A 23,007-nucleotide genomic window follows, 5' to 3' on the forward strand; every position below is an offset into this window, starting at 1 on the left:
CTGATCAGCTTGTTGCGCGCGGCCCTCGCAAACCGATGCAGTTGCCCCAGGGATCGCGGACCTGGCACATCCAGATGCCCTGGTCGATTTCCATCGGCCCGCGGTAAAGCCTGCCGCCGACGCTCTGCATGTGAGCGAGCGACCCGTTGAAGTCCTCCACCCACCAATAGACAACGGTTCCCGCTGAGCCGCTCTGCACCTTCCCGTCAGCCGGGACGATCTCCAATTGCACGTCGCCGATTCGCAGAAACTCAAAACCCGAGGGCAGGCTGACTTCCGCAACCGCATCGGGAAATACAGCCTGATACCAGGCGAGAGCCGCCTTCACATCCGGAACGGGGACCAGAACCGCCGATACAGGATTTCTCGTGAACACAATCAGGCTCCATTCTTCAAGCGAGATAGCCGTGCACCTTGTTCCCGAGGAGAGGCGGGCAAGCGGGCGTTGAAAAAGCCCTAAAAAGAAAAGCCCCTCACAAGCTGCGCCGTGAGGGGCTGACAATTCTGGTCGCTATCGTCTCAAGCGACCAGCTGGATAGATGAGCCGAGATTTTCGGCGCCATGCATCGCTCAGTGGTTCATGGCCTTGACGATGTCTTCCGTTACCTTCTTGGCATCGCCGAGCAGCATCATCGTGCCGTCCTTGTAGAACAGCGTGTTGTCGATGCCGGCATAACCCGAACCGAGCGACCGCTTGACGAACAGGCAGGTCTTGGCCTTGTCGACATCGAGGATCGGCATGCCGTAGATCGGTGACGATTTGTCGTCGCGCGCCGCGGGGTTGGTGACGTCGTTGGCGCCGATGACATAAGCGACATCGGCCTGGCCGAAATCGGAGTTGATGTCTTCGAGTTCGAACACGTCGTCATATGGCACGTTGGCTTCGGCCAGCAGCACGTTCATGTGGCCGGGCATGCGGCCCGCAACGGGATGGATCGCATACTTCACCTCGACACCGGCAGCCTTGAGCTTGTCGCCCATTTCGCGCAGCGCATGCTGGGCCTGGGCGACCGCCATGCCGTAGCCCGGCACGATGATGACCTTGGAGGCATTCGCCATCAGATAGGCCGCATCGTCGGCGGAACCCTGCTTGACAGTCTTGTTCGAGTTGTCCTCACCCGCAGATGCTGCGACGTCGTTGCCGAAGCCGCCGAGAATGACCGAGATGAACGACCGGTTCATGCCCTTGCACATGATGTAGCTGAGGATGGCACCCGACGAGCCGACCAGCGCGCCGGTGATGATCAGCGCGAGGTTGCCGAGCGTAAAGCCGATGCCGGCTGCCGCCCAACCCGAATAGGAGTTCAGCATCGAAACCACGACGGGCATGTCGGCACCGCCGATCGGCACGATCAGCAGCACGCCGAAGGCCAGCGACAGGAGCACGATGATCCAGAACACCGTATAGCTTTCGGTGGCGACCAGCACGCCGATCAGCACGACGATCGCAACAAAGATCGCGGCGTTAAGCACGTGGCGGAAGGGCAGCATGATCGGCTTGCCGGACATGCGCCCGTCCAGCTTCAGGAAGGCGATAATCGAGCCGGTGAACGTGATGGCACCGATTGCCACGCCAAGCGCCATTTCGACCAGCGCCTGACCATGGATCTGGCCGATTTCACCGATGCCGAACGAATTCGGCGCATAAAGCGCGGCCGAAGCCACCAGCACGGCGGCGAGACCGACGAGCGAGTGGAAGCCGGCGACCAACTGCGGCATCGAGGTCATCGGAATGCGCCGCGCAATGACGGCACCGATGCCGCCGCCGATGGCGAGACCGAGCACGATCAGCGCAAGACCACCGAACGACGGCTTGGCGAGCGCCAGCGTCGTCAGAATGGCGACTGTCATGCCGACCATGCCGTAGATGTTGCCCTTGCGGCTGGTGGATGGGTGGGACAATCCCGACAATGCCATGATGAACAGCACGCCGGAAACGAGGTAAAGGAAGGCTGCGATATTGACTGACATCTAGCGCGACCTCACTTCGACTTTTTCTTGTACATGGCAAGCATTCGCTGGGTCACCAGGAAGCCACCGAAGATATTGATGGAGGCAAGGATCAGCGCCACGAAGCCGAAGCTGGTCGCCCAGCCGCTCATCGACAGGCCGACCGCAAGCAGCGCGCCGACGACGATGACCGAGGAAATCGCGTTGGTGACGGCCATCAGCGGCGTGTGGAGTGCAGGCGTAACCGCCCAGACGACATAATAGCCGACGAAGATCGCCAGCACGAAGATCGCCAGGCGAAAGACGAAAGGATCGATTGCGCCGCCCGACAGCGCATGCGCGGCATCGGCAATCGAAGGCTGGGTGGCGACTGCGTCATGCACCGCGCCAATGGCCTTGTCGAGATTATCGAGTGCAGTGTTCAAAGCTTCACTGGCCATCTCAGCCCTCCTTCTTGCTGCCGGCATCCGGCTGTGCACCGAAATTTGGATGAACGACGTCGTTACCATGCGTCAGCATGGTGGCTTTCACCAGTTCATCGTCCAGTTTGAGCGCCAGTTCCTTGGTTTCCTTGGAGATCATCGTCTCAAGGAAAGTCATCAGGTTCTTGGCATAAAGAAGGGACGCGGAGGCCGCGACCCGACCGGGCACATTGAGATAACCGATGACCCTGACGCCCTCGACATCGGCGATCTGGCCGCCCACAGCGCCTTCGATGTTGCCACCGCGCTCGACTGCAAGATCGACGGCAATGGAGCCCGGCTTCATTGCTTTCAGCATATCACGCGTCACCAGACGCGGCGCTGCCCTGCCCGGGATCAGCGCCGTGGTGATGACGATGTCCTGCTTGGCAATGTGTTCGGCGACGAGAGCCGCCTGCTTGGCCTGGTAGGCCTCCGACATCGGCTTGGCATAGCCAGCAGCGGTTTCGGCCGCCTTGAATTCTTCGTCTTCAACGGCGATGAACTTGGCGCCGAGCGAGGCGACCTGCTCCTTGGCCGCGGGACGAACGTCGGTGGCCGAAACGACCGCACCGAGGCGACGGGCGGTGGCAATGGCCTGGAGACCGGCAACCCCTGCACCCATGACGAAGACCTTGGCGGCCGGCACGGTTCCGGCGGCGGTCATCATCATCGGGATGGCGCGATCGTATTCCGAAGCCGCATCGATGACGGCCTGGTAGCCGGCCAGGTTGGCCTGCGATGACAGCACGTCCATCGACTGCGCGCGGGTGATGCGCGGCATCAACTCCATCGCGAAGCTCGACAGGCCGGCCTTGGCCATCGCGGCGATCTCTTTTTCGTTGCCATAAGGATCCATGATCGCAATCACGATCGCGCCGGACTTGTAGCCCTTGATCTCCTTGGCCGTAGGACGGCGAACCTTCAGCACCACATCGGCAACGGCAGCGTCCGCTGTCGAACCGATCCGGGCGCCTGCCTTTTCGAACTCGCTGTCGGGTATGCGCGACAATGTGCCGGCGCCGGCTTCGACGATCACGTCGAGCCCCAGACCCTTCATTTTCTTGACCGTATCGGGCGAACCCGCAACGCGCGGCTCCTCCCCTTCGATCTCCTTGGCAATAAATATAGTAGCGGTCACAAACATCTCCCCCCGCACGATGATTTAGACACAACAAGGCTCCCTCGCGAAAGCCATGGCCTCGCGAGCAGCACCTACCGAAATGTATGCAAGGTCAGAGTACGAAGAAACCGACGATGGTAAGAACGATGAAAAGCAACGTGGAGAAGAGCATACCGGCGCTGGAAAAGAAGCCGACCGCCATGCAGATCAGCAGAATTACCAGGATCATCGAGCCGTATTTCGCGGCATTGAGGAAGCCTTTGTAGGTTTTCTCATGTTCGGCGTAGTCCATGGCAGCGCCCAATTCCACCGGTCCCGAATGATGTTCAGCCATTAATGTCTCCCAAGGCAAAGATGGCGGTCGCTATGGACTTCGCCAGATCGTATGCATTCACATATAAGGATTCCCAAGCCGTAGGCCGGCCCCCTTATGTCTGGCCTTACACAATGCAAGAATGAATCGCAATGCGGTGAATTAGCAGTATGCGTCATCAAATCGATTTTATGCGACAACCCATCAAAAAAGGCTCCGGATTGTCGGATCCGGAGCCTGAGAACAAATGCGATTGCCAGTGACGTCAGATTTTGCCGGAACGTTGCTGGATCATCATGAAGGTATCGAACGTGTATTCACCGATCTGTGCCCAGAGGTAGGCGTCCTTCTTGAAGGCCAGCTGATCGTCATAGATCTTGGCGAAATGCGGGCTCTTTTTCTTCAGCTCGGCATAGGTCGCAAGCGACGCGTCATAGGCGGCGTTGAGAATTTCCTGGCTGTAAGGCTTGAGCACCGCCCCACCTCCGACCAGTTCCTTGAGCGCGATCGCATTCTTGGCGTCGTACTTGCCGAGCATGTTGGAGTTGGCGGCGGCGCAGGCATCGTTCAGGATCGCCTGGTAGTTCTTCGGCAGCTCGTTCCACTTGTTCAGATTGATCACCGCATGCACCACCGGGCCGCCTTCCCAGAAGCCAGGATAGTAGTAGTATTTGGCGACCTTGTTGAACCCGAGCTTGTTGTCGTCATAAGGCCCGACCCATTCCGCTGCATCGATCGTGCCTTTTTCGAGCGCCGGATAAATATCACCACCTGGCAGCTGTTGGGGAACAACGCCGAGCTTTTGCATGACGACACCCGCGAGACCGCCGATGCGCATCTTCAGGCCCTTGAGGTCCTCGACGGTATTAATCTCCTTGCGGAACCAGCCGCCCATCTGCACACCGGTGTTTCCGGCCGGGATGCCGAAGAGATTTTCCGTGGCCAGAAATTCGTTCATCAGCGTGCCGCCGTTTCCGGCATAATACCAGGCGTTCTGCATCCGGGCATTGAGACCGAATGGAATGGCCGCGCCGAGCGCGTAGGTCGGCTCCTTGCCGTAATAATAATAGAGAACGGTATGCGCCATCTCCACGGTTCCGGCGCCGGCAGCATTGGCAGCTTCGAGCCCTGGCACGATTTCGCCAGCGGCAAAAACCTGAATGTCAAAATTGCCGTTGGTGGCCGCGCGCACCCGGTCTGCTATGTCGACGCCACCGCCGTAGATCGTGTCCAGCCCCTTCGGGAACGACGACGTCATCCGCCAGGAGATCTTGGGGTTTTCCTGCGCGATTGCGGGCGCGGCGAGTGTGGTTGCGGCAGCAGCGCCAGCAGCGGCCGTGCCAGCCTTCTTGAAGAATGTGCGGCGATCCATAAATATCCTCCCGGTTGAATAATTGCAGGCAAGCCGTACGTTGTCGCACCCGGTGCTCCCTACGACGCGTCGATGAGATAATCATGTTCATGCGCGCCCGACAAGCTTGACGCTGCAAAATTGCGCAAGGCTAACACCATGTAAAACAGTCCTTACTGAGACTTGATGGATAAGATATTGACAGACGCGACGCGACCCGGCACTCAGAGCGCAGCTATATGAAAATCCCGGAGACCATGATGCCCAGCCCGATTATCGCCATTCCCGCCGACACGCGCGAACTGGACGGTTACAACTGGCATGCAACCCCGCACCAGTATGTCAACGCAGTGGTCAAGGGTACAGGCGCCACCGCCATCATCATCCCCGCACTGATCGAAGGCAACGATTTCGACGCCATCCTCGACCGTGTCGACGGCGTGATGCTGTCGGGCTCGCGAACCAATGTGTACCCTACCCTCTACGGTCGCGAGGTCAATGAGAGCGACGCTCCCTTTGACCGGCCACGCGATGCCACAGCACTCGAATTGATCCGCCGCACGATCGATCGCGGCATACCGTTGCTGGCGATATGCCGTGGCATCCAGGAACTCAATGTGGCACTGGGCGGGACGCTCGAATCCGAGATCCAGGATAAGCCGGGCAACTGGGATCATCGTCGTCCGGACGTGCCGGAACGCGACCGCATGTATGCGATCCGCCAGAAGGTTCATGTCAAGGAAGGCAGCTGCATCGCCGGCGTTCTCGGCACCGGCGAGTTCGAGGTCAATTCCCTGCACCGGCAGGCGATCGGCGAGACCGCGCCGCGGCTTGCGGTTGAGGCTGTCGCCGATGACGGTACTATCGAGGCCGTCTCGGTCATCGATGCCAAGAACTTCGCCGTTGGCGTCCAGTGGCACCCAGAATACTGGGTCGAGAGCGACGCCACCTCGGCACGCCTGTTCAAGGCCTTTGGCAATGCCGTCAAGGCCTACGCGGCCGCCCGTCGCTGGTCCAGCAGGAGCTTTACAAGGCGATAGCCAAGCAGGACGCCGATGATCGTCGCGTAGACGAACGGTCGCGGCGGCCAGCTTTTTACCGCCATGAAGAAATGGACCACGCCCAGCGTGGCAATGAGATAGACCAACTTGTGCAGCCTGCCCCAGCCGCGCCCGAGCGTGCGGATCGACCAGGTGTTCGAGGTCGCCGCCAGTGCGATCAGACCGACGAAAGCCGTCATCCCGAGGATGATATAGGGCCGCTTGAGGATATCCACGAAGATGACCGGCAGGTTCATCCCCCGATCGAGGATGAAGTAGGTCAGGAAGTGCATCAGCACGTAGTAAAACGTCATCAGTCCCAGCGCCCGACGGAAGCGAATGAAATTCACGCGCGTCAGGTCGCGGAGAGGCGTGACCAGCAGGGTGGCGATCATGAAACGGAGCGCCCACTCTCCCAAGAGATGTTCGAATGTCTGGATCGGGTTGGCGCCGAGATCGTTGATCGCACCGTGGTAGAAGTACCAGGCAGCCGGGATGAACCCGATCCCATAGATCCACCACGGCGAAATCTTCGCAAGCATCTTGTTGATCTGCCTGGGATAGTCGGCCTTGCGCGGCTTGGCGCCGGCTGCTTCGAGGGTCGCGTTCATCAGTAGTCGACCATCAGATCCATGCCGGCGTAAAGGTGCGCGACCTCCTCGCCATAGCCGTTGAATTTTTCGGTATCGCGCTTGCCGGTACCACCGAAGAACCCGCCGCCAGTACCCAGCACCCGCTCCTGCGCCTGGCTCCAGCGCGGATGATCTCGCTCAGGATTGACGTTGGAGTAAAAGCCGTATTCGCCGGGCGCCGCGACATTCCATGCCGTGACCGGCTGTTTGTCGGTGAGCGTGATCTTCTCGATCGATTTGATGCTCTTGAACCCGTATTTCCACGGCACCACAAGACGGATCGGGGCACCGTTCTGATTTGGCAACACATCACCGTAGATGCCGACGGCCATGATCGCCAGGGGGTGCATGGCCTCGTCCAGCCTCAGCCCTTCGCGATAGGGCCAGTCGAGCACCGGGGTAAAACCGCCGACGCCCGGCATTTCCTCTGGCCTGAGCGCAGTCTGGAACGCCACATACTTGGCACTACCGAGCGGCTCGGCTTGTTTGATAAGTTCCGAGAGTGCAAAGCCGGTCCACGGCACGACCATCGACCAGGCCTCGACGCAACGGAAACGGTATATACGTTCCTCGAGCGGCATCTTGGCTATGAGGTCAGCAACATCGAATTCCATCGGCGTCTTGACCAGGCCGTCGATCTTGATTTTCCAGGGCATCGGCTTGAAGTCGCCGGAATAGGCGGCGGGGTCGCCCTTGCTGGTGCCGAACTCGTAGTAGTTGTTGTAAGTCGTCGCGTCTTCCCGGGGCGTGATCTTGTCATTGACGATATAGGTCGACTGACTGGCCTTGAGGGCAGCCTCTGCGGATGTCGCCGCACCGATCAACCCGGCAGCGATCGCTCCCGTCATGAATTGCCGACGCTTCATGAAAAGCAATTTCGGCGTGATCTCGGAAGAGGGTATGTGGGGAACTTTGTAAGCCGGCATGACGATCCTCGATCCTGATTGGTTCGGGGAGTATACGTCAAACCGGCCAGAGAGTTTCGCAACTCTTGTCACAACGGTGTGAAATCGTTGTCTGGCCGCGATCACGCTGCAGTGTGCGCACGGCACCGTTTCGTGATCGCGATGCACATCATTTCTTCAGGCGCGAGCGAACCCAGAAGATCAGGAAGAACGCCAGCACGATCGCCACGCCTGCGGCAAAGCCGAGCACCGGCGAGTAGGCGCCGATTGCCAGCACGATCTTCGGCATGAAATAGAGCGCGGAGCCCGCGGCCAGCAGGATGATCGCCGCTGCTATGGCGGTGTTGCGCGTTTCGTTGCGATCGCTAGTCACTGTTCTATCTCCTTGGCGATACCCGAGCGAATAGCGACAAGCGTCTTCTTCTGCATTCCGTCGGCATCGAAATTTGCCGGGTCGAGCCAGGCTTCGAAAGCGGCATTCAACAGCGGCCATTCGTCATCGATGATCGAAAACCATGCCGTATCGCGATTGCCGCCACGCGAGACCGAGTGTTTACGGAAAACGCCTTCGAAGGTAAAGCCCAACCGCTCGGCCGTTACCTTGCTTTTGGCATTGCCGTTGTGGCACTTCCACTCATAGCGCCTGTATCCCAGATCCTCGAACACATGCTTGGCCATCAGGTAGTGGACTTCAGTGGATATCGGCGAGCGGGCCATGGCCGGACCGTGTGCCACGCCGCCCACTTCGGTGACGCCGTTGGCCGTATCGGTGCGCATGTAGTTGGCCATGCCAAGAATCTTGCCGGACGTGTTGTCCCTGAAGATCTCGGTTATCCAGCCGGTCTTGGCGACCGCATCGAGCCAATCGCCGAAAGCAGCCTCGTCGGCGAAATCGGGTGCAGCAAAATATTGCAGCAGCTGGTTGATGCCCTCCTGCCCCAGCGCATCCCACAAGCCTCCGAGATGCTCTGCACGCTTGTAGGGCTCCACCGTCACATAGCGGCCCTTGAGAGTAACAGGCTGTACGGCGGGGCGCGGCTTCCAGTTCTTCAGATCTTCCATGAAAGGGCTCTCTCAAATGCGAAATCGGAGGCGATATTCATCGCCTCCGACCATGATAGACAAGTCAAATTTGTTGATGGATACCGGCTTATGCAACCTTCGCGCTGGAGACCGTCGCTTCGATATGGTCGACGAGGGCATCCGCGAGGCCGAGGCGGCCGGCGAGCAGATCGAGATAACCGCGTTCGGCACGCGAATCCGGCTCGATCGCAATACGGGAAGCCGTGTAGAGTTCGACCTTCTGGCTGTCGGTACGGGCAGCGCCGACGATCGCATCGAGATCCACCGGACTGGCAAGTTCGCTTTCGAGGAAGGCCTGTGCATCGGCCCCTAGCCCCGCGAGCTTGACCTTGCCGAGAATGGCTTCGCGTTCGGCGTCATCTATATGGCCATCGGCGCGGGCGGCGGCGATCATCGCGCGAACGAGAACGACGGCGAAATCGGCACTGTTGGCATCGTCTTCCACGCCGAACCCCGTCCCGGTCGGTGCAGGCAGCAGTTCGGGGCCGTTCGACGCCGCCGCGCCCGCATCCGCCGTCTGCGGTTGCTGACCATCCTGCCAGTTCTTGTAGGCCTGATAGCCGAGGCCGGCGATGGCAGCCAGTCCACCCAGCTTCAGGGCGGAACCGGTCAGCTGCCGACCAGTGCCTGTGCCGAGCAGCACGGCAGCAATTGCGCCTGTCACAAGCGGATTATCCTTCGCCATCTGGCCGAGTTGCCCGGCCCGGTCCTTCACCGTTCCGCCTGCCCCTGGAACCTGGCTGCCCAGAAGTTGATCCAAGAGCTTCCTTGCGTCGAACATGTATTCCTCCTAGCGGGTTTGCGTCAGATACGCTTCAACATAGGAGTGCTATCACGGCTTTGCAAAGGCATGGCCGCAATCATTTCTGGCAGCTTTTTCAGCTGCGCAACCCGGAGGCCTCTGCGGCAAGCCTTGTAATTCCTGCCCAATCCCCTGCTTCGACCATGGCCTTGGGGGCCACCCAGGAGCCGCCGACGCAGACAACATTCGGCAGGCTGAGATAATCGCGGGCGTTCTTTAGCGAGATGCCGCCGGTGGGGCAGAACAGGATGCCATTGAGCGGCGAGGACAGCGCATTGAGATAGGGCGCGCCGCCAGCCTGCTCGGCAGGGAAAAACTTTATCACGCTATAGCCGCGGTCACGCACGGTCATGATTTCGGTCGCGGTCGCCGTACCGGGCAGCAGCGGAATATCGCTCTGGTCTGCCGCATCGAGCACGGCAGGGCCTGCGCCCGGCGACACGATGAATTTCGAACCAGCCTTGACGGCCAGGTCCCACTGCTTGGCGTCGAGCACGGTGCCTGCACCGGCAACGGCACCCTCGACTTCGTCGGCGACGGCCTTGATGGCGTCCAGCGCAGCGGGTGTCCTCAGGGTAATTTCGATCGCTTTCAGACCGCCGGCGACGAGCGCGCGGGCAAGCGGTACCGCCGACTTCGCATCATCGATGACAATGACCGGCACGACAGGCTGGAGCCGAAGAGTGGAGAGAAGAGCATCTGTTTTGCCACTCATGGCGCAATCCTTTCAAACGATTGAATTCGGGGCAACTGATAAAGGAGGCAGCCCATCATGTCGAGATAAAATTGCTTGTTCAACGCTGCCACGCCATGACAGTATCGCAGGCAGATTCCTCGCAGTTGCCATTCAAGGAGAGTCGCAATTTCTCGCTCCGAACGTTTGCTGGAACTTATCCAGACGCTTCGACGGCACCGTCGTCCGGTCAGCGGCCAAACGCTCGCAGACGAGACGGGCGTGAGCCTGCGCACGCTTTATCGCGACATTGCCACGCTGCAGGGACAGGGCGCCGACATCGAAGGCGAACCCGGGCTCGGCTATATCCTCAAGCCGGGCTTCATGCTGCCGCCGTTGATGTTCTCCGAAGATGAGATTGAGGCGCTGGCACTCGGCGCACGCTGGGTGGCCAGTCGCACGGATGACGAATTGGCTCGGGCAGCGGCAAATGCGCTGACGAAGATTGCCGCAGTGCTACCGGAAGACCTTCGGCCACGCATCGAAAGCGAAGGGCTGCGCGTTGGACCCAACCCCGCGCTGGAACCGGTTTCGGTCGATCTTGCCGTCATCCGAAAGGCGATCAGGCAGGAGCACATGCTGGAGATCAACTATCTCGACGCAGCATCGCAGGAAACCACCCGGCGCATCTGGCCGTTCATGCTTGGATATATGGAACGCGTGCGCATCCTCGGCGCCTGGTGTGAGTTGCGCAACGGCATAAGGCATTTTCGGACCGACCGGATTCTCAGCCTTGAACAGACCGGAAAGCGCTATCCGCAGCGCAAGGCCGTGCTCCTCAAGGCCTGGAAGGAGCAGCAGGGCATGAGCGAATCCAATACTGACAAAATTTGACAGCATATGGATATATTCCTTTCCGCGAGGGCCGCTGGCGGCCGAACCGGGAAAAGAATATATCCATGATGTTGAACTATGTACTGCTCTATGTCGAAAACGTGCCCCGCAGCCGCGACTTCTACGTCCGACTGCTCGACTTGCGGCCGGTCGAAGAGTCCGGGAACTTCGTGTTGTTCGTGCTGCCCTCGGGCGTCAAGTTCGGGCTTTGGGCCAGCCATGCTATCAAGCCATCAGCAAGTGCGCCGGGAGGATGCGAACTCGGCATCCCCGTCGAAAGCCGCGCAGATGTCGATCGGCTGGCATCCGAATGGCATCAACAAGGCATCGAAATCATCCAACGCCCTGAGGACATGGATTTCGGACGCACCTTTACAGCATTCGATCCCGATGGCCACCGGCTGCGGGTCTTGCATCTGGACATTGGACAATGAGCGCCTGGATCGGGGTCGCCTCCGCCGATCATGTCGGCCGAGGTCGCCAGGGCGGCTTCATGCAGGTGTGCCACGGCAAAGGCGGCCCGCTATCCCGCATCAAACCCGGCGATCACGTATTCTACTACTCGCCATCCACGACTATGGGCGGCGGCGTTGCCCTGCAAGCGATAACCGCAGCCGGTCGGGTGAGAGATGGCGTGCCCTACCCCTTCGACATGGGTGACGGCTTCGTGCCCTATCGGCGCGACGTAGACTGGCTCGACGCAAAAACGGTGCCGATCCGGCCGCTGCTGGACGCGCTTGAACTGACGCGCGGACGCGCCGCTTGGGGTGCGGTCTTTCGGTTCGGCATCGTCAAGATCTCCGAACACGACTGCAAGCTGCTTCTGCATGCAATGCAGGCCCGGCAAGGACGGTGACGCGGATCAGGACGCGGTTTCTTTCTCGGCAGCGGCGCTTTGGTCGCTGTCGATGAATTGAGAGAGCGTCATGTTGTCGAGGATTTCGGCCATGGCATCTCGCACCTCCGTCATCGACAGGCGCACCAGACATTCGTCCGGGTTGGAACAGTCGTCGCAGACTTCAAACGCCGTTCGGCTGGCGCAGCGGATCGGCGCAAGCGGCCCGTCCAACGTCCGGATCACCTGACCGATACGGATTTCGTCAGCCGTCTTCGAAAGAGAGTATCCACCGCCCGGACCTTTTTTCGAGCGGAGAATGCCGGCCTTTCGCAATTCGAGCAGGATCGCGTCGAGAAACTTCTTCGGAATATTATTGCGCTCGGCGATGTCGGTGATGAATGCGGTCTCGCCCGGCGGGAGCTTCGCCAGGTCGGCAAGTGCCTTCAGCCCGTATTTTCCCTTTTTGGTCAGCATGACAGCCTCTTTTCGAACCAGCGGCTCAGTCGCGATTTCAGCACGGCAGGCCCACAATGTTCTTCTTCATCCATATATTTAGTATAAATAATGAATTTTGCAAGGTTTTTGCCGTGGCTGACACGAAAAACCGCCGTTCCCCACGCGTTTTGGGCAGACATAGACAAAAAACCGGCACTTCCGTCAATTGAGCGGAAAATTGACGACACGGCTGCCGCGGAAAATTTCGTGAAACGTCGCTGACGGAAGCGGTTCATCAAAATCCTTGTACAGGCAGCGGGCCTCGACGATGATGTCGTAGCCGATCATTGCAGCGTCTTTTCCGAGCGAAAGTGATGGCATGAGACCGTCCCACACTTCGCCATCGCAATGGAATGGCAGCGCTTGCGGCCGTTCCTTCTGCGGCACGGCCATTTCCTCAGCCAGCGACGCCCGCCAATCGGGTTTGTCGGTTTCGCAATCGGCCTTGCAGCTCGCCAGCGCGATCTGATTGTTGGCGGTGATCATCGCAATGTGCGGACGACCTTCGGCATCGAGCGCCAGATCGGTCCCCTCGCCGACCCCTTTTCCAGGATTGACCGCGTTGGCCGACCAACTGTCCTCCTTGCCGCAGTCGGACTTGCACCAGGCATACAGCAACTGGTGGCTGAGCTCGGGCGAATCCGTGCCGTCGCCAAAGAACAACGCCAGCCGTGGCTGTCCGTCCGACGTAAAGGCCAGGTCCCAGGTCGGGCTCGGAAAGGAGCCGCTTCCCTGGTTGACCACGAATGTCCGGGTCCAGCTGGCCTTGTCGGTGCAATCTTTTTCGCAGCCGTAGAAATACAGCCCGTCCTTGAGCTCCGTACCGTCTTCCTCGAAGGCGTAGACGTTGGCGACCAGACCCATTGCTCCATTTTCAGCCACCGCCAGCACGGGCTTTCCGAACGATTCCGTCGCATAGCCCTCGCTACGATGCACCGCGAGGTCGACTTCCGCCCAGTTGGCTTTGTCGAGACAGTCGGTATCGCACGACATCACAAATGCACCGTAGTGATCCGGCTCGATCGAGTAATTCGCATCAGTGTAGACAAAGCGCGGTCGGCCCTTTGCATCCAGAACGAAGGTTCTGTCCGGGATCCTGAGCGTCAATACCTCGCTCAGCAGATTGTCGCCGCTCGCCGCGATCTCGGTGAATTTCCAGTTTCCGGCATCCGCGCAGTCCTCATCGCATTCGCCGTAAGAATACGTGCGATTGTAAAATGCCCGCCCCGGCGCCGTCCGGCTCACAACATAGATGCGTGGCTTGCCTTCCGGCGTTACGGCCAGCTGCACTTTCATCGCACCCGGCAGCTCGATGAGCGCTTTTTGCCAATTGTCTCCACTGGTGCCGCAATCTGCCGCCTTGCAGACCCCATAGAAAACCTGATCCTTGGTCTTGCCGTCATACCCGGTGAAGGCCATGTGCGACGTGCCGTCCCGATCCTTTGCCAGCGAGATGGAGGACGATTCGTGATCCGGTGCGGGAAAGAGACCGCCTGTTTCCGCAGAGGCGGCGCTGTCGCCACTCCAGAGATGAATGACGAGCATGACCATGCCGAAGCCGGCACAAGCCAGCGCAATGCGTTTCAACACCAGGAACCCTTCCAGAATCGACGTCGGGGAATCGCTTGGGCGGCAAGGACGACGCCGGAATGTCCCGGTCAGCTGTCGATGGCTGCCCGACGAATAGATCCCCGGACTTGTTATGACTGCAACTTGTTCTGGGTTCTTGACGTTTGAGGTGCCGGCAACATTCGGCCGACAACGCCAAATTCGCATCTTCAGCCGGCGAGTCTGCCTGCACCATGCGCGCGACGCATCGCATCGGAATAAGAAACCGCACCCTTGATCTCGCGTGTCGCCATGGATGTCACGGTTCGCCGGACCCCGGGAAGCCGGCTGATTTCCTTGCGCAACACATGGTCGAGCGCGATCATGTCAGCCGCCACGATATGCAGCAGATAATCCGCCTCGCCGGTGGTGGCATGGCAACTGAGGATGAACGGCTCCTTGAGGACAGCCAGCTCGAACGCCTCCGAAAGCTCAAACTCGACCGATGCCTGCACGAACGCCTCGATCCCGAAGCCAAGCTTGGCAGGGTCGAGGCGCGTGGTGTAGCCGCGAATGATGCCTGCGTCCTCGAGTGCCTTTACCCGCTTCCAGCATGGCGTTTTGCTCAATCCAACCTGTTCGGCAAGCGCCATGAAGGAAATGCGGGCATCGGCCTCCAAGGCGGCAACGATTTTCCGGTCCAGTGCATCCATGCTCGATCGTTCCACCCATCTGCAAAAATTAAGTCGATCATTCTACATATCCCAGAGATCGGATAACGAAAAGGAACAATGTTCAGCGAGAAAGGACTAGAATGGCAAGATCGACATCCTTCAGCCATTCAGGGGAACAACGACAATGGACCGGAACGAATACCACGCACTGATCGAGAATCCTGAAATGCGCGACTACGGCGTCTACCTGCAGGTCGACAAGCTGCTGGAATGTCAGAAGCCGTTGGCCGAGATGGCCAACGCCGACGAATTGCAGTTCCAGATTGTCCACCAGGTGGAAGAACTCTGGATGAAGCTGATGGCTTACACGCTGGCTGACGTGCTCGAATACATGGGCAAGCAGGATACCCACCGGATCGTCACCCTGATGGGCCGCGTGCATCGCCTCATGCGGCTGATGACCGCCCAACTGGATGTACTCGAAACCATGTCTCCCAAGGAATACCAGCAGATCCGGCTGCAGCTCGGCAATGGCAGCGGTCAGGAGTCACCCGGCTTCCGGCTGCTGCTGCGCATGCCGTTCGATCTCTGGGAAGGCTACAAGGCCGCCTATCTCGATGGCCGTGGCCTGACGGTTGCCGAAGTCTATGACGCAAAATACGACCATGGCGACAGCTATGTGGTTGCCGAAGCGCTCATCGAGTTCGATGAACTGTTCCAGAAGTTCCGCGCCAACCACGTCTATCTCATCCATCGCTCCATCGGCATGGGTTCCAAGTCTCTGAAGGGCCGCCCGGTGGATCTGCTTCAGGCTGGCGCCCGCCACCGCTTCTTCCCCGAGCTCTGGGATATCCGCTGCACGATGACCGACGAATGGGGCAGCCAGTACGGCGTTGTGCGCGATTCGATCAGTCAGCCCGAATAACCTCTTGCATCCTATTTTCTAGCAAACGCGAGCCGCCCGCTTTGTCGAGCGGCTTGCAATGCCTTGTCTGAGGCCCTGGCCTTGCGGAACGCTACGTCCTTGGCGTTTTGCTTGGCAAATTTCGGAAGCACCTGAACGCCTAACTCTGCTTGTGGCGATCCGGATTGGTGGGTTGCGGAAGCGCAAATATCTCCAGGAACGATTTCCCGCTGACGATCGTGTCGCTCAAGGTGTATTTGTTGAGAACATCGATGAAAGCCTGATTGGCTTGCCGAAAGAAATCCTTCGCCTTGCAGATTGCGGTAATCGCGCAGCAATTGGTCGATTTATCAAAGCATTCAACGATATGCATGTTCGGTTCCAACTTGAGCACGATATCCCCCAGCCGCATGGACGCAGGTTCGCCCGAAAGCCGAATGCCCCCACCTCGTCCTTTGGTGCTGTCGATGAAACCGAGTTGTGAGAGCCGGTGCGCCACTTTCACCAGGTGATTGCGGGAAATTCCGTAATGGTCCGCGACCTCGCGCACTGAGCACTGCTGCTCGGGCTGGGCCGCCAGATACATCAACATACGCAAACCGTAGTCTGTGAAAGTCGTTAGCTGCATTTCTCGAATCTTTTTTCTCAACCTCTTGCAAATTAGAGGATGGTGCGTATTTTTAAATATGTATGTAAGATACATATTTAGGAGTTGCAATGCTTACCCCCGAGACGATCGCCATCGTAAAATCCACTGCCCCGGTGCTTGCCGAGCATGGCGAACTACTGACACGTCACTTCTATACGCGGATGTTTACGCACAATCCCGAAGTGCTGCCGTTCTTCAATCCCACCAACCAGCACAAGGGAAGCCAGCAGCGAGCGCTCGCGGGCGCCATTGCCGCCTATGCCGCAAACATCGACAATCTCGGTGTACTGATGGGCGCAGTGGAACTGATCGCCCAGAAACATGCCTCACTGATGATCAAGCCGGAGCACTATCCGATTGTCGGCGCAAATCTGCTCGCATCCATCCGGGAAGTGCTGGGAACGGCTGCGACCGACGACATCATCAACGCCTGGGCGCAAGCCTATGGCTTCCTGGCGGACATCCTTACGAAGCGCGAAGCAGAAATCTATGCTGACAATTCCGAGGCCGCCGGCGGCTGGGAAGGCTTTAGAAAATTCCGGTTGATCCGCAAGGAAACCGAAAGCCTGAACATCGTTTCCCTCTACCTCCAACCCGCTGATGGCTTACAGTTGAAGACGTTCAAGCCGGGGCAGTATGTGACCGTTCGCGTGACGCTTCCGAACGGCATGACGACTATGCGCAACTACAGCCTCTCGGACAAACCGGGCATGGACTGGTATCGCATTTCCGTAAAAAGGGAAAAGGCGACGGTACAGAGTGCACCGGATGGTTATGTCTCCAACCACCTTCACGACCATTTCCATATCGGCGACGAAGTCGAGATTGCGCCACCCTGCGGCGAGTTCTGCCTCGATGCGAGCAAGGCGGACAAACCTCTGGTCCTCATGGCCGGCGGCGTCGGCATCACTCCGCTCATCAGCATTCTGAAGAACGCTCTTGAGCTCGATCCGCAACGCGAAATTCTCTTCATCCATGCCTGTGTCGATGAAGAGATGCAGGCATTTAGGCAGAAGTTGCATTCCATCGAAGCAACGCATCCCAATGTGAGGGTCCATTCCCGTTATAGCGACCGCGACCATGGAACCGACGACACGAAGAGCTTTGGGCTGTTGAGCGAGGAATTTCTCGACGCCCAGATCAGCAATCGTGGCGCCGATTTCTACTTTTGTGGCCCCAAGCCGTTCATGCAGATCGTCTATGGCGTGCTGAAGAATTGGAACATCCCCACCGACCAGGTCCATTTCGAGTTTTTTGGCCCGGTCCAGGATCTTGAGGCGCAGCCATTGTCGAACGCCGCCTGAGATCGACTAAGGATCCCGCATCGCTTCACCGAAGCCAATCCAGTCGGGCGCAGAGTGATGATCGCTCCGCGCCCGAGAGGCTTCCTGTGGCAGCCAGGCTGAAATGCCTGTTCTGGCACAAAGCGGAAATGTCGCATTAGGCTGGGCACGGCACGGCGATCAGCACCGATTTGAACTGCTGGCGCGGGTTGCAAAGGCAGATCAGGGGATTGATCAATCCTCCCATTCGCCGCATCGTTCCGCAACACGCTGCGGATTTGCGCGCGGCAGCTTTTAGACCAAGGCGGCATTCAGTTTTGAATCTTGGAGATTTTTTTGGAGCGGGCGAAGGGATTTGAACCCTCGACCCCAACCTTGGCAAGGTTGTGCTCTACCCCTGAGCTACACCCGCTCAATTACGACGATCCGGGGTAGGCTGGACCGAAGCACGCTGCCGTCCGGCGGCGTTGAGCGCTATATGACCCAAGCCGTTTGAAATTGCAACAGGGTCCTAGGCGACTTTTTTTGAAAAGTTTTGATCAAATTTCTCTCTGCGTCTCCAGGCTCGTGGATGTCAGCAGTCCGGATGCGCGGAGAATTTCGGCCGTTGCATTAATATCCGCTTGTATTGCCGCTTCCGCAGCCACTGGGTTGCGCTCCTGCAGAGCAGCCAGAATTTCGTAGTGGTACGCGATCATCGCCCTGCCGCCTTTGTCGTATATTGCAGAAATGATCGGACCCATTCTAAGCCACAGGTTTTCGATCATATCTGACAGCATCGGCAAGCCCGAAAACTCAGCCACCTTGGAGTGGAAAAGGCGATTCAACCGAACCGCCTCGGCAAGCGCACCTTGCTCTCGAGCAGTCTCGTTTTTCTCCAGAATCTCAACAAGGATTTTTTCAGCCGGCTCCTGGAATGTCGTGGCTGCCAACGACGCTGCCAGTCCCTCGAGTCTAAGGCGAATCATTCGAATTTCCTCGAATTGCTCCAGCGTCATGTTCGGTACACGGACGTCCTTGTAACCGCGCATTTCCAGCGCACCGTCGCGAACCAGGCGAAGTACCGCGTCGCGCACCGGTGTGACGCTGACCCCCAACTGCGCGGCTACCGCGCGTATGCGTATTTTGTCGTTCGGCTGAAGTCTTCCTTCGACAAGCGCCAGGCCGATTTGCGAATAGATCGCATCGTAAAGACTGCCCTTGTCGATCTGTTCGAATGTCTCTTTCACAGCGGCCCTCTGCTCATGAAGCGGCTAGGCTTAACGCGAATCACCAATTCTCGCCAACCGTATCCGGTTTCGTTCGGCTGCTTGTCGTGGGCAGTACCTCGAGAAATAACCCGATCCCCGCAAGAATTCCCCCGACATGCGTTCAAAAAATTGCGTTAATTCATCTTTTTGATGCATCAAACATCAAAAAAGCCATTGACGCATGATGCATCAAACGCATTATGCCGCGTATATTGTTTACAGGAATTGAAGTTGATGCAGGAGCATAGTTCGAATTCGGCGAGACAGGATGTGCTGAACGCCCGATGGGAGCCATTTCCGTTGCCGGAGGTCGAGTCGCTCGTTCACCGAATTTACGGCGTAACAGGCAGGGCGCAACGTTTGTCGAGCGAACGGGACGAGACGTTCAGAGTGAACTGCGATTCCGGGCTTACCTGCACGTTGAAAATCGCCAATCCCATGGAAAACCCTGAGGCCCTCGCGTTTCAGGACGGTGCGCTGCTGCACTTGGAAAAGGCGATGCCAGAGGTGCCCGTCCCGCGCCTGATCCGGACCCGTGAAGGCGAAAAATCCTTCCAACTGCTCCAGTCCGACGGCAGCATCCGTATTGTGCGCATGCTGTCATTCCTGGACGGAAAGCTCTTGCACCAGACTGAACCATCGTTCCAGCAATGTGCCTCCATCGGCAAATCGCTGGCCTGGCTCGGAAGAGGCCTGTCAAATTATCGCGGCCGCCCCCCAGAAGCAAAACTCTTGTGGGACATATCGCATACCCCGGATTTACGGCGCCTTCTGGCCTATGTGGATCCGGCGCGGAGAGCCCTGACGGAAGATGCGCTCGCAAGTTTCGACACTCGTTTTCTGCCGATCGCGCCGTCATTCCGCCGCCAGATCATTCATAATGATTTCAATCCGCATAACATTCTCGTGGACCCGCTCCATCCGCAGCGGATTGCCGGCATCATCGATTTCGGCGACATGGTCCAAGCGCCCCTCGTCAACGACGTCGCGGTGGCCGCAGCCTATCATGTCGCGTCCGCTGACTGGCTCGATACGCTTGTCGCATTGGTCAAGGCCTATCACCTTGTTACACCGATGGACCACGAGGAGTTTCTCGTCTTGCCAACGCTTATCAAGGCCCGGCTCGCCATGACCGTGACGATTACCGAATGGCGCTCATTCGAGAGACCGGACGAGAGCGCTTACATACTTCGTAACCATTCTGCTTCGTGGCAGGGCCTCCAGAGGCTGAACACAATGACTGAACAGGACTTGGCACGCGTTCTGATTCAAAGCTGCAAGGAATAATACAATGGCGATGGTGAATGCTTTCAACGCTGAGAATTTCGAGAAGCTCTCTGCGGAAGAGCAAAGGCTCATCGAACGGCGCGAGCGCGTCCTTGGCCCTGCATATCGTCTCTTTTACGAGCGACCGGTTCACATTGTGCGCGGCGAAGGCATCTGGCTTTACGACGCCGCCGGTCGCAAGTACCTCGATGCCTACAACAACGTTGCGTCCATGGGACACTGCCATCCGAGGGTCGTCGACGCCATCGCACGCCAGACGGCAACGCTCAACACGCACACCCGCTACATGCACGAAGGCATTCTGGAATATGCGGAACAACTGGTGGCGACATTCCCTTCGCATCTGAGCCAGGTGATGTTCACCTGCACCGGAAGCGAGGCAAACGATCTCGCAGTCCGCATCGCGCGCCAGTTCACGGGCGGGACCGGCATCATCGTCACAAGCCTCGCCTACCACGGCCTGACCGGCGCCGTTGCGGAATTCTCTCCGTCCTTAGGCGAGTTCGTGAACCTTGGCCCGCACGTCCGGACGGTTCGCGCGCCAGACGCCTATCGCGTCTCGCCCGAAGAAGCGAAGACCCGCTTTGGCCAGGACGTGCAGGCCGCTATCGATGACCTCGAGCGTCACGGCATCAAACCCGCAATGCTGATCGTGGATACTATCTTTTCCAGCGATGGCGTTGTCCCGGACCCGAAGGGCTTTCTCAAACCTGCGGTCGATGCCATCAGGGAGGCTGGGGGCCTGTTTGTCGCAGACGAAGTCCAGCCCGGATTCGGCCGCACCGGCGAGACCATGTGGGGTTTCCAGAGGCATGGCGTCGCGCCTGACATCGTAACCCTCGGCAAACCGATGGCAAACGGATATCCGATGGCAGGCGTCGTTCTCCGGCCGGAAATCGTGGCCGAGTTCGGAGCAAAGGCCCGTTACTTTAACACATTCGGCGGAAATCCCGTCGCCGCTGCGGCAGGCATGACTGTACTTGAAATCATCAAGGACGAAAGGCTTCAGGAAAACGCGGCAGAGGTCGGCCGTTATATCATGGACGGTTTCAAGGATCTTGCTCGGGATTTCGAATGCATCGGCGACGTGCGCGGCAGCGGTCTCTTCATCGGCATCGAACTTGTTTCCGATCGCCAGCGCAAGACACCCGACGCATCGAAGACATCCGGCTTGGTCAATGGCCTACGCGAGCGAGGCGTCCTGATAAGCGCGTCAGGTCCATTCGGCAACGTGCTGAAAGTGCGACCTCCCCTGGTGTTCTCGCGCGCCAACGCAGATCAACTTCTGGAGGCGTCGAGAGATACACTCGCAAATCTTTGAACCGGCTTGGATGGCTGTCGCGGACAACTTGCTTAGGTCAGCATCCAAGCTGGGCACGAGCGAATTCACTCATCAAAAAGCGACTTGTGGCGCAGGCGTTTGCTGCAGACGAACCTGCGGTGGGCGCGCCCGTTTTGGGCCGGAACGGACGCGGCACATCAGTGCGCGTCCGAAGGCCATGCTTTGTGCAAGCCTCATTGTGGGTGATCAGGTCGGCCGGTTTAGCGTCATAGGAAGGCTTCACGAATCCGAGAATTTCACCGTCACGCCGCGCTGCCGAAAGTAGGCCTGCATTAGCTTCCTGCCAGAACGGTTATTCTGCACGAGCCTGCTCGGGTCGAATACGGCTTCTTTCAAACCCGCCCGAGTCAACGCTGCCTTGAGAGTCGCAATATGCACATCGATGTCGACATTGTCCGCCTGGAGCGATTCATAAATGCGGTTTGTTGCATCCACTACGGTAGGTTCACTCACTATTACACTCCTGTTGCTGCTTGGCTGGCACTCACCAAATTCTTCGCCTTGACCCTATTGCGATGAAAAATGCCTACGTCAATGGGTGCCATGTCAGCAGTTTCGGCCAGCGGTGGAGAAACTGTCCAACAGTTCCCGACGCCAGTGCGACAACCCCCAGAGATGAAACGACAAAAGCCTCGGCTTGGCCGAGGCTTCGAACATCTTGGAAATTTGGAGCGGGCGAAGGGATTTGAACCCTCGACCCCAACCTTGGCAAGGTTGTGCTCTACCCCTGAGCTACACCCGCTCAACTGCGACGATCCGGGGTAGGCTGGACCGAAGTTCGCTGCCTGTCCGGCGGCGACGGGGGCTATATGGCTTAACCCCTTTCGAAATGCAACAGGGAAATGACATTTTCTGCAGCTATTTTGTTGTTGCAGCCGTATCCATATGATTTATATGCATATTTACGATACACACCTATCCACAGAAGCCATTGCCCGACGACGGAAAGCGTCGTATCAGTCTGGTCGTCCGAAGACAGGGAACAGGAATGCGATGAGCGAAAAATCGGCCAAGGGCGCAAAGGAACTGTTTGAATTTCTCGATGGTCTGGGCATTTCCCACACCACCAAGGAGCATGAACCGGTGTTCACCGTGGCAGAATCGGTAGCGTTGCGCGACGAGATTCCAGGCGGCCATACGAAGAATCTCTTCCTCAAGGACAAGAAGGACCAGTACTTCCTGTTGACAGTCGAGGAAAATGCGGCGGTGGACCTGAAGACCGTCCACACGCTCGTCGGCGGCGCTTCGAAGTTCTCCTTCGGCAAGGCTGAAAAGCTCGAGGAATATCTGGGTGTCGTACCGGGCGCGGTGACAGCTTTTGGCGTTTTCAATGACGCCGGCAACAATGTCACCATTGTGCTCGACGCCGATTTGATGAAAAATGACATCATCAACTGCCATCCCCTGTCCAACGATGCGACGACGTCGATCGGGCGCGACGACCTGATCCGCTTCATCGAGGCCACCGGCCACACGGCAAACGTCTTGAAAGTGACCGTCTGACATCCGA

General features: G+C 58.3%; 27 protein-coding genes and 2 tRNA genes. 9 read left to right on the forward strand and 20 right to left on the reverse strand.

From position 1 onward, the window contains the following. Positions 1-4 precede the first annotated feature (4 nt). The 6 genes from JJB09_RS09320 to JJB09_RS09345 form a co-directional block, all read right to left on the reverse strand. Positions 5-376, reverse strand: coding sequence for a glyoxalase/bleomycin resistance/dioxygenase family protein (locus JJB09_RS09320; protein ID WP_201656516.1), 372 nt, complete (start codon positions 374-376; stop codon positions 5-7). Positions 377-570: 194 nt separating this feature from the next. Beyond that, the gene (locus tag JJB09_RS09325; protein ID WP_201656519.1) at positions 571-1,971 is read right to left on the reverse strand and encodes an NAD(P)(+) transhydrogenase (Re/Si-specific) subunit beta; all 1,401 of its coding nucleotides are present in this window, start codon (positions 1,969-1,971) and stop codon (positions 571-573) included. Between the two features lie 11 nt (positions 1,972-1,982). Beyond that, positions 1,983-2,390, reverse strand: a complete 408-nt coding sequence (locus JJB09_RS09330; protein WP_201656522.1) for an NAD(P) transhydrogenase subunit alpha part 2 — start codon at positions 2,388-2,390, stop codon at positions 1,983-1,985. Between the two features lies 1 nt (position 2,391). Further along, positions 2,392-3,552 (reverse strand): Re/Si-specific NAD(P)(+) transhydrogenase subunit alpha, encoded by a 1,161-nt coding sequence (locus JJB09_RS09335; RefSeq protein WP_201656525.1) that lies wholly within the window; start codon positions 3,550-3,552, stop codon positions 2,392-2,394. 94 nt (positions 3,553-3,646) lie between these two features. Further along, a complete protein-coding gene (locus tag JJB09_RS09340) occupies positions 3,647-3,868 on the reverse strand; it encodes an aa3-type cytochrome c oxidase subunit IV (RefSeq protein WP_201656528.1) in 222 nt (73 codons plus the stop codon). Between the two features lie 244 nt (positions 3,869-4,112). Beyond that, the gene (locus JJB09_RS09345; RefSeq protein WP_201656532.1) at positions 4,113-5,219 is read right to left on the reverse strand and encodes a TRAP transporter substrate-binding protein; all 1,107 of its coding nucleotides are present in this window, start codon (positions 5,217-5,219) and stop codon (positions 4,113-4,115) included. Positions 5,220-5,458: 239 nt separating this feature from the next. On the opposite strand from JJB09_RS09345, the gene JJB09_RS09350 reads away from it, so the two are divergent. Continuing rightward, the gene (locus tag JJB09_RS09350; RefSeq protein WP_201656536.1) at positions 5,459-6,238 is read left to right on the forward strand and encodes a gamma-glutamyl-gamma-aminobutyrate hydrolase family protein; all 780 of its coding nucleotides are present in this window, start codon (positions 5,459-5,461) and stop codon (positions 6,236-6,238) included. Here JJB09_RS09350 and msrQ read toward each other — a convergent pair. The 6 genes from msrQ to JJB09_RS09380 all read right to left on the reverse strand — a co-directional run bounded on the left by msrQ (position 6,190) and on the right by JJB09_RS09380 (position 10,375). Beyond that, on the reverse strand, positions 6,190-6,780 hold the full coding sequence (msrQ, locus tag JJB09_RS09355; RefSeq protein WP_201656846.1) for a protein-methionine-sulfoxide reductase heme-binding subunit MsrQ: 591 nt from the start codon (positions 6,778-6,780) through the stop codon (positions 6,190-6,192). The genes JJB09_RS09350 and msrQ overlap by 49 nt on opposite strands. 68 nt (positions 6,781-6,848) lie before the next feature. Then, positions 6,849-7,796: a protein-methionine-sulfoxide reductase catalytic subunit MsrP gene (gene msrP, locus JJB09_RS09360; RefSeq protein ID WP_201656539.1), complete on the reverse strand. Its 948-nt coding sequence runs from the start codon at positions 7,794-7,796 to the stop codon at positions 6,849-6,851. A 148-nt stretch (positions 7,797-7,944) separates the two neighbouring features. Continuing rightward, positions 7,945-8,148, reverse strand: a complete 204-nt coding sequence (locus JJB09_RS09365) for a hypothetical protein (RefSeq protein WP_201656542.1) — start codon at positions 8,146-8,148, stop codon at positions 7,945-7,947. Beyond that, a complete protein-coding gene (locus tag JJB09_RS09370; RefSeq protein ID WP_201656545.1) occupies positions 8,145-8,837 on the reverse strand; it encodes a GNAT family N-acetyltransferase in 693 nt (230 codons plus the stop codon). The genes JJB09_RS09365 and JJB09_RS09370 overlap by 4 nt, the downstream gene beginning before the upstream one ends. Before the next feature lie 88 nt (positions 8,838-8,925). Then, complete coding sequence (locus JJB09_RS09375) at positions 8,926-9,639, reverse strand: tellurite resistance TerB family protein (protein ID WP_201656548.1); 714 nt, start codon at positions 9,637-9,639, stop codon at positions 8,926-8,928. A gap of 97 nt (positions 9,640-9,736) precedes the next feature. Continuing rightward, positions 9,737-10,375 carry a 2-dehydro-3-deoxy-phosphogluconate aldolase gene (locus JJB09_RS09380; protein WP_201656551.1) on the reverse strand — a complete coding sequence of 213 codons (639 nt, stop codon included), beginning with the start codon at positions 10,373-10,375 and terminating at the stop codon, positions 9,737-9,739. A gap of 147 nt (positions 10,376-10,522) precedes the next feature. On the opposite strand from JJB09_RS09380, the gene JJB09_RS09385 reads away from it, so the two are divergent. The 3 genes from JJB09_RS09385 to JJB09_RS09395 all read left to right on the forward strand — a co-directional run bounded on the left by JJB09_RS09385 (position 10,523) and on the right by JJB09_RS09395 (position 12,083). After that, positions 10,523-11,227 (forward strand): HTH domain-containing protein, encoded by a 705-nt coding sequence (locus JJB09_RS09385; RefSeq protein WP_201656849.1) that lies wholly within the window; start codon positions 10,523-10,525, stop codon positions 11,225-11,227. A 65-nt stretch (positions 11,228-11,292) separates the two neighbouring features. Then, positions 11,293-11,661, forward strand: a complete 369-nt coding sequence (locus tag JJB09_RS09390) for a VOC family protein (protein WP_201656554.1) — start codon at positions 11,293-11,295, stop codon at positions 11,659-11,661. After that, entirely contained in the window at positions 11,658-12,083 is a 426-nt protein-coding gene (locus tag JJB09_RS09395; protein ID WP_201656557.1) for an EVE domain-containing protein, read from the forward strand. Before JJB09_RS09390 ends, JJB09_RS09395 begins: the two co-directional genes overlap by 4 nt. A gap of 6 nt (positions 12,084-12,089) precedes the next feature. Here JJB09_RS09395 and JJB09_RS09400 read toward each other — a convergent pair whose 3' ends face one another. The 3 genes from JJB09_RS09400 to JJB09_RS09410 all read right to left on the reverse strand — a co-directional run bounded on the left by JJB09_RS09400 (position 12,090) and on the right by JJB09_RS09410 (position 14,821). Beyond that, on the reverse strand, positions 12,090-12,539 hold the full coding sequence (locus JJB09_RS09400; RefSeq protein WP_201656560.1) for an RrF2 family transcriptional regulator: 450 nt from the start codon (positions 12,537-12,539) through the stop codon (positions 12,090-12,092). A 183-nt stretch (positions 12,540-12,722) separates the two neighbouring features. Continuing rightward, positions 12,723-14,150, reverse strand: coding sequence for a hypothetical protein (locus tag JJB09_RS09405; RefSeq protein ID WP_201656563.1), 1,428 nt, complete (start codon positions 14,148-14,150; stop codon positions 12,723-12,725). A gap of 188 nt (positions 14,151-14,338) precedes the next feature. Next, a complete protein-coding gene (locus JJB09_RS09410; protein WP_201656566.1) occupies positions 14,339-14,821 on the reverse strand; it encodes an Lrp/AsnC family transcriptional regulator in 483 nt (160 codons plus the stop codon). 145 nt (positions 14,822-14,966) lie between these two features. Here JJB09_RS09410 and JJB09_RS09415 point away from each other — a divergent pair, with 145 nt between their 5' ends. Beyond that, entirely contained in the window at positions 14,967-15,707 is a 741-nt protein-coding gene (locus tag JJB09_RS09415; RefSeq protein ID WP_201656569.1) for a tryptophan 2,3-dioxygenase family protein, read from the forward strand. A 139-nt stretch (positions 15,708-15,846) separates the two neighbouring features. On the opposite strand, the gene JJB09_RS09420 is transcribed toward JJB09_RS09415, so the two are convergent. Next, positions 15,847-16,314, reverse strand: a complete 468-nt coding sequence (locus JJB09_RS09420; RefSeq protein ID WP_201656572.1) for an Rrf2 family transcriptional regulator — start codon at positions 16,312-16,314, stop codon at positions 15,847-15,849. Between the two features lie 89 nt (positions 16,315-16,403). Here JJB09_RS09420 and hmpA point away from each other — a divergent pair, with 89 nt between their 5' ends. After that, positions 16,404-17,639 (forward strand): NO-inducible flavohemoprotein, encoded by a 1,236-nt coding sequence (hmpA, locus tag JJB09_RS09425; RefSeq protein WP_201656575.1) that lies wholly within the window; start codon positions 16,404-16,406, stop codon positions 17,637-17,639. A 316-nt stretch (positions 17,640-17,955) separates the two neighbouring features. Here the strand turns inward: hmpA and JJB09_RS09430 are convergent. Further along, a tRNA-Gly gene (locus tag JJB09_RS09430) sits at positions 17,956-18,030 on the reverse strand. Positions 18,031-18,157: 127 nt separating this feature from the next. Further along, a complete protein-coding gene (locus JJB09_RS27035) occupies positions 18,158-18,847 on the reverse strand; it encodes an FCD domain-containing protein (RefSeq protein ID WP_201656578.1) in 690 nt (229 codons plus the stop codon). A 321-nt stretch (positions 18,848-19,168) separates the two neighbouring features. Between JJB09_RS27035 and JJB09_RS09440 the strand changes: the two genes are divergently transcribed. Both JJB09_RS09440 and JJB09_RS09445 read left to right on the forward strand, forming a co-directional pair. Then, positions 19,169-20,155 (forward strand): phosphotransferase, encoded by a 987-nt coding sequence (locus tag JJB09_RS09440; RefSeq protein ID WP_201656581.1) that lies wholly within the window; start codon positions 19,169-19,171, stop codon positions 20,153-20,155. A 4-nt stretch (positions 20,156-20,159) separates the two neighbouring features. Next, positions 20,160-21,476 carry an aspartate aminotransferase family protein gene (locus JJB09_RS09445; RefSeq protein WP_201656584.1) on the forward strand — a complete coding sequence of 439 codons (1,317 nt, stop codon included), beginning with the start codon at positions 20,160-20,162 and terminating at the stop codon, positions 21,474-21,476. A gap of 240 nt (positions 21,477-21,716) precedes the next feature. On the opposite strand, the gene JJB09_RS09450 is transcribed toward JJB09_RS09445, so the two are convergent. Beyond that, a complete protein-coding gene (locus JJB09_RS09450) occupies positions 21,717-21,953 on the reverse strand; it encodes a hypothetical protein (RefSeq protein WP_201656852.1) in 237 nt (78 codons plus the stop codon). Between the two features lie 211 nt (positions 21,954-22,164). Next, positions 22,165-22,239 (reverse strand) — tRNA-Gly (locus tag JJB09_RS09455). Positions 22,240-22,490: 251 nt separating this feature from the next. On the opposite strand from JJB09_RS09455, the gene JJB09_RS09460 reads away from it, so the two are divergent. Beyond that, positions 22,491-23,000 (forward strand): prolyl-tRNA synthetase associated domain-containing protein, encoded by a 510-nt coding sequence (locus JJB09_RS09460; protein ID WP_201656587.1) that lies wholly within the window; start codon positions 22,491-22,493, stop codon positions 22,998-23,000. Positions 23,001-23,007: the final 7 nt, after the last annotated feature.

It is taken from the genome of Phytoamicus setariae (assembly GCF_016722925.1).
In the GTDB taxonomy this organism is placed as follows: domain Bacteria; phylum Pseudomonadota; class Alphaproteobacteria; order Rhizobiales; family Rhizobiaceae; genus Rhizobium_E; species Rhizobium_E setariae.

Bases quoted from the DNA above. Each gene is read 5' to 3' on its own strand.
- JJB09_RS09325 (WP_201656519.1), bottom strand. From the start codon at position 1,971: ATGTCAGTCAATATCGCAGCCTTCCTTTACCTCGTTTCCGGCGTGCTG.
- JJB09_RS09330 (WP_201656522.1), bottom strand. From the start codon at position 2,390: ATGGCCAGTGAAGCTTTGAACACTGCACTCGATAATCTCGACAAGGCC.
- JJB09_RS09340 (WP_201656528.1), bottom strand. From the start codon at position 3,868: ATGGCTGAACATCATTCGGGACCGGTGGAATTGGGCGCTGCCATGGAC.
- JJB09_RS09345 (WP_201656532.1), bottom strand. From the start codon at position 5,219: ATGGATCGCCGCACATTCTTCAAGAAGGCTGGCACGGCCGCTGCTGGC.
- JJB09_RS09350 (WP_201656536.1), top strand. From the start codon at position 5,459: ATGCCCAGCCCGATTATCGCCATTCCCGCCGACACGCGCGAACTGGAC.
- msrQ (WP_201656846.1), bottom strand. From the start codon at position 6,780: ATGCTTGCGAAGATTTCGCCGTGGTGGATCTATGGGATCGGGTTCATC.
- msrP (WP_201656539.1), bottom strand. From the start codon at position 7,796: ATGCCGGCTTACAAAGTTCCCCACATACCCTCTTCCGAGATCACGCCG.
- JJB09_RS09370 (WP_201656545.1), bottom strand. From the start codon at position 8,837: ATGGAAGATCTGAAGAACTGGAAGCCGCGCCCCGCCGTACAGCCTGTT.
- JJB09_RS09375 (WP_201656548.1), bottom strand. From the start codon at position 9,639: ATGTTCGACGCAAGGAAGCTCTTGGATCAACTTCTGGGCAGCCAGGTT.
- JJB09_RS09380 (WP_201656551.1), bottom strand. From the start codon at position 10,375: ATGAGTGGCAAAACAGATGCTCTTCTCTCCACTCTTCGGCTCCAGCCT.
- JJB09_RS09390 (WP_201656554.1), top strand. From the start codon at position 11,293: ATGATGTTGAACTATGTACTGCTCTATGTCGAAAACGTGCCCCGCAGC.
- JJB09_RS09395 (WP_201656557.1), top strand. From the start codon at position 11,658: ATGAGCGCCTGGATCGGGGTCGCCTCCGCCGATCATGTCGGCCGAGGT.
- JJB09_RS09400 (WP_201656560.1), bottom strand. From the start codon at position 12,539: ATGCTGACCAAAAAGGGAAAATACGGGCTGAAGGCACTTGCCGACCTG.
- JJB09_RS09410 (WP_201656566.1), bottom strand. From the start codon at position 14,821: ATGGATGCACTGGACCGGAAAATCGTTGCCGCCTTGGAGGCCGATGCC.
- JJB09_RS09415 (WP_201656569.1), top strand. From the start codon at position 14,967: ATGGACCGGAACGAATACCACGCACTGATCGAGAATCCTGAAATGCGC.
- JJB09_RS09420 (WP_201656572.1), bottom strand. From the start codon at position 16,314: ATGCAGCTAACGACTTTCACAGACTACGGTTTGCGTATGTTGATGTAT.
- hmpA (WP_201656575.1), top strand. From the start codon at position 16,404: ATGCTTACCCCCGAGACGATCGCCATCGTAAAATCCACTGCCCCGGTG.
- JJB09_RS09445 (WP_201656584.1), top strand. From the start codon at position 20,160: ATGGCGATGGTGAATGCTTTCAACGCTGAGAATTTCGAGAAGCTCTCT.
- JJB09_RS09460 (WP_201656587.1), top strand. From the start codon at position 22,491: ATGAGCGAAAAATCGGCCAAGGGCGCAAAGGAACTGTTTGAATTTCTC.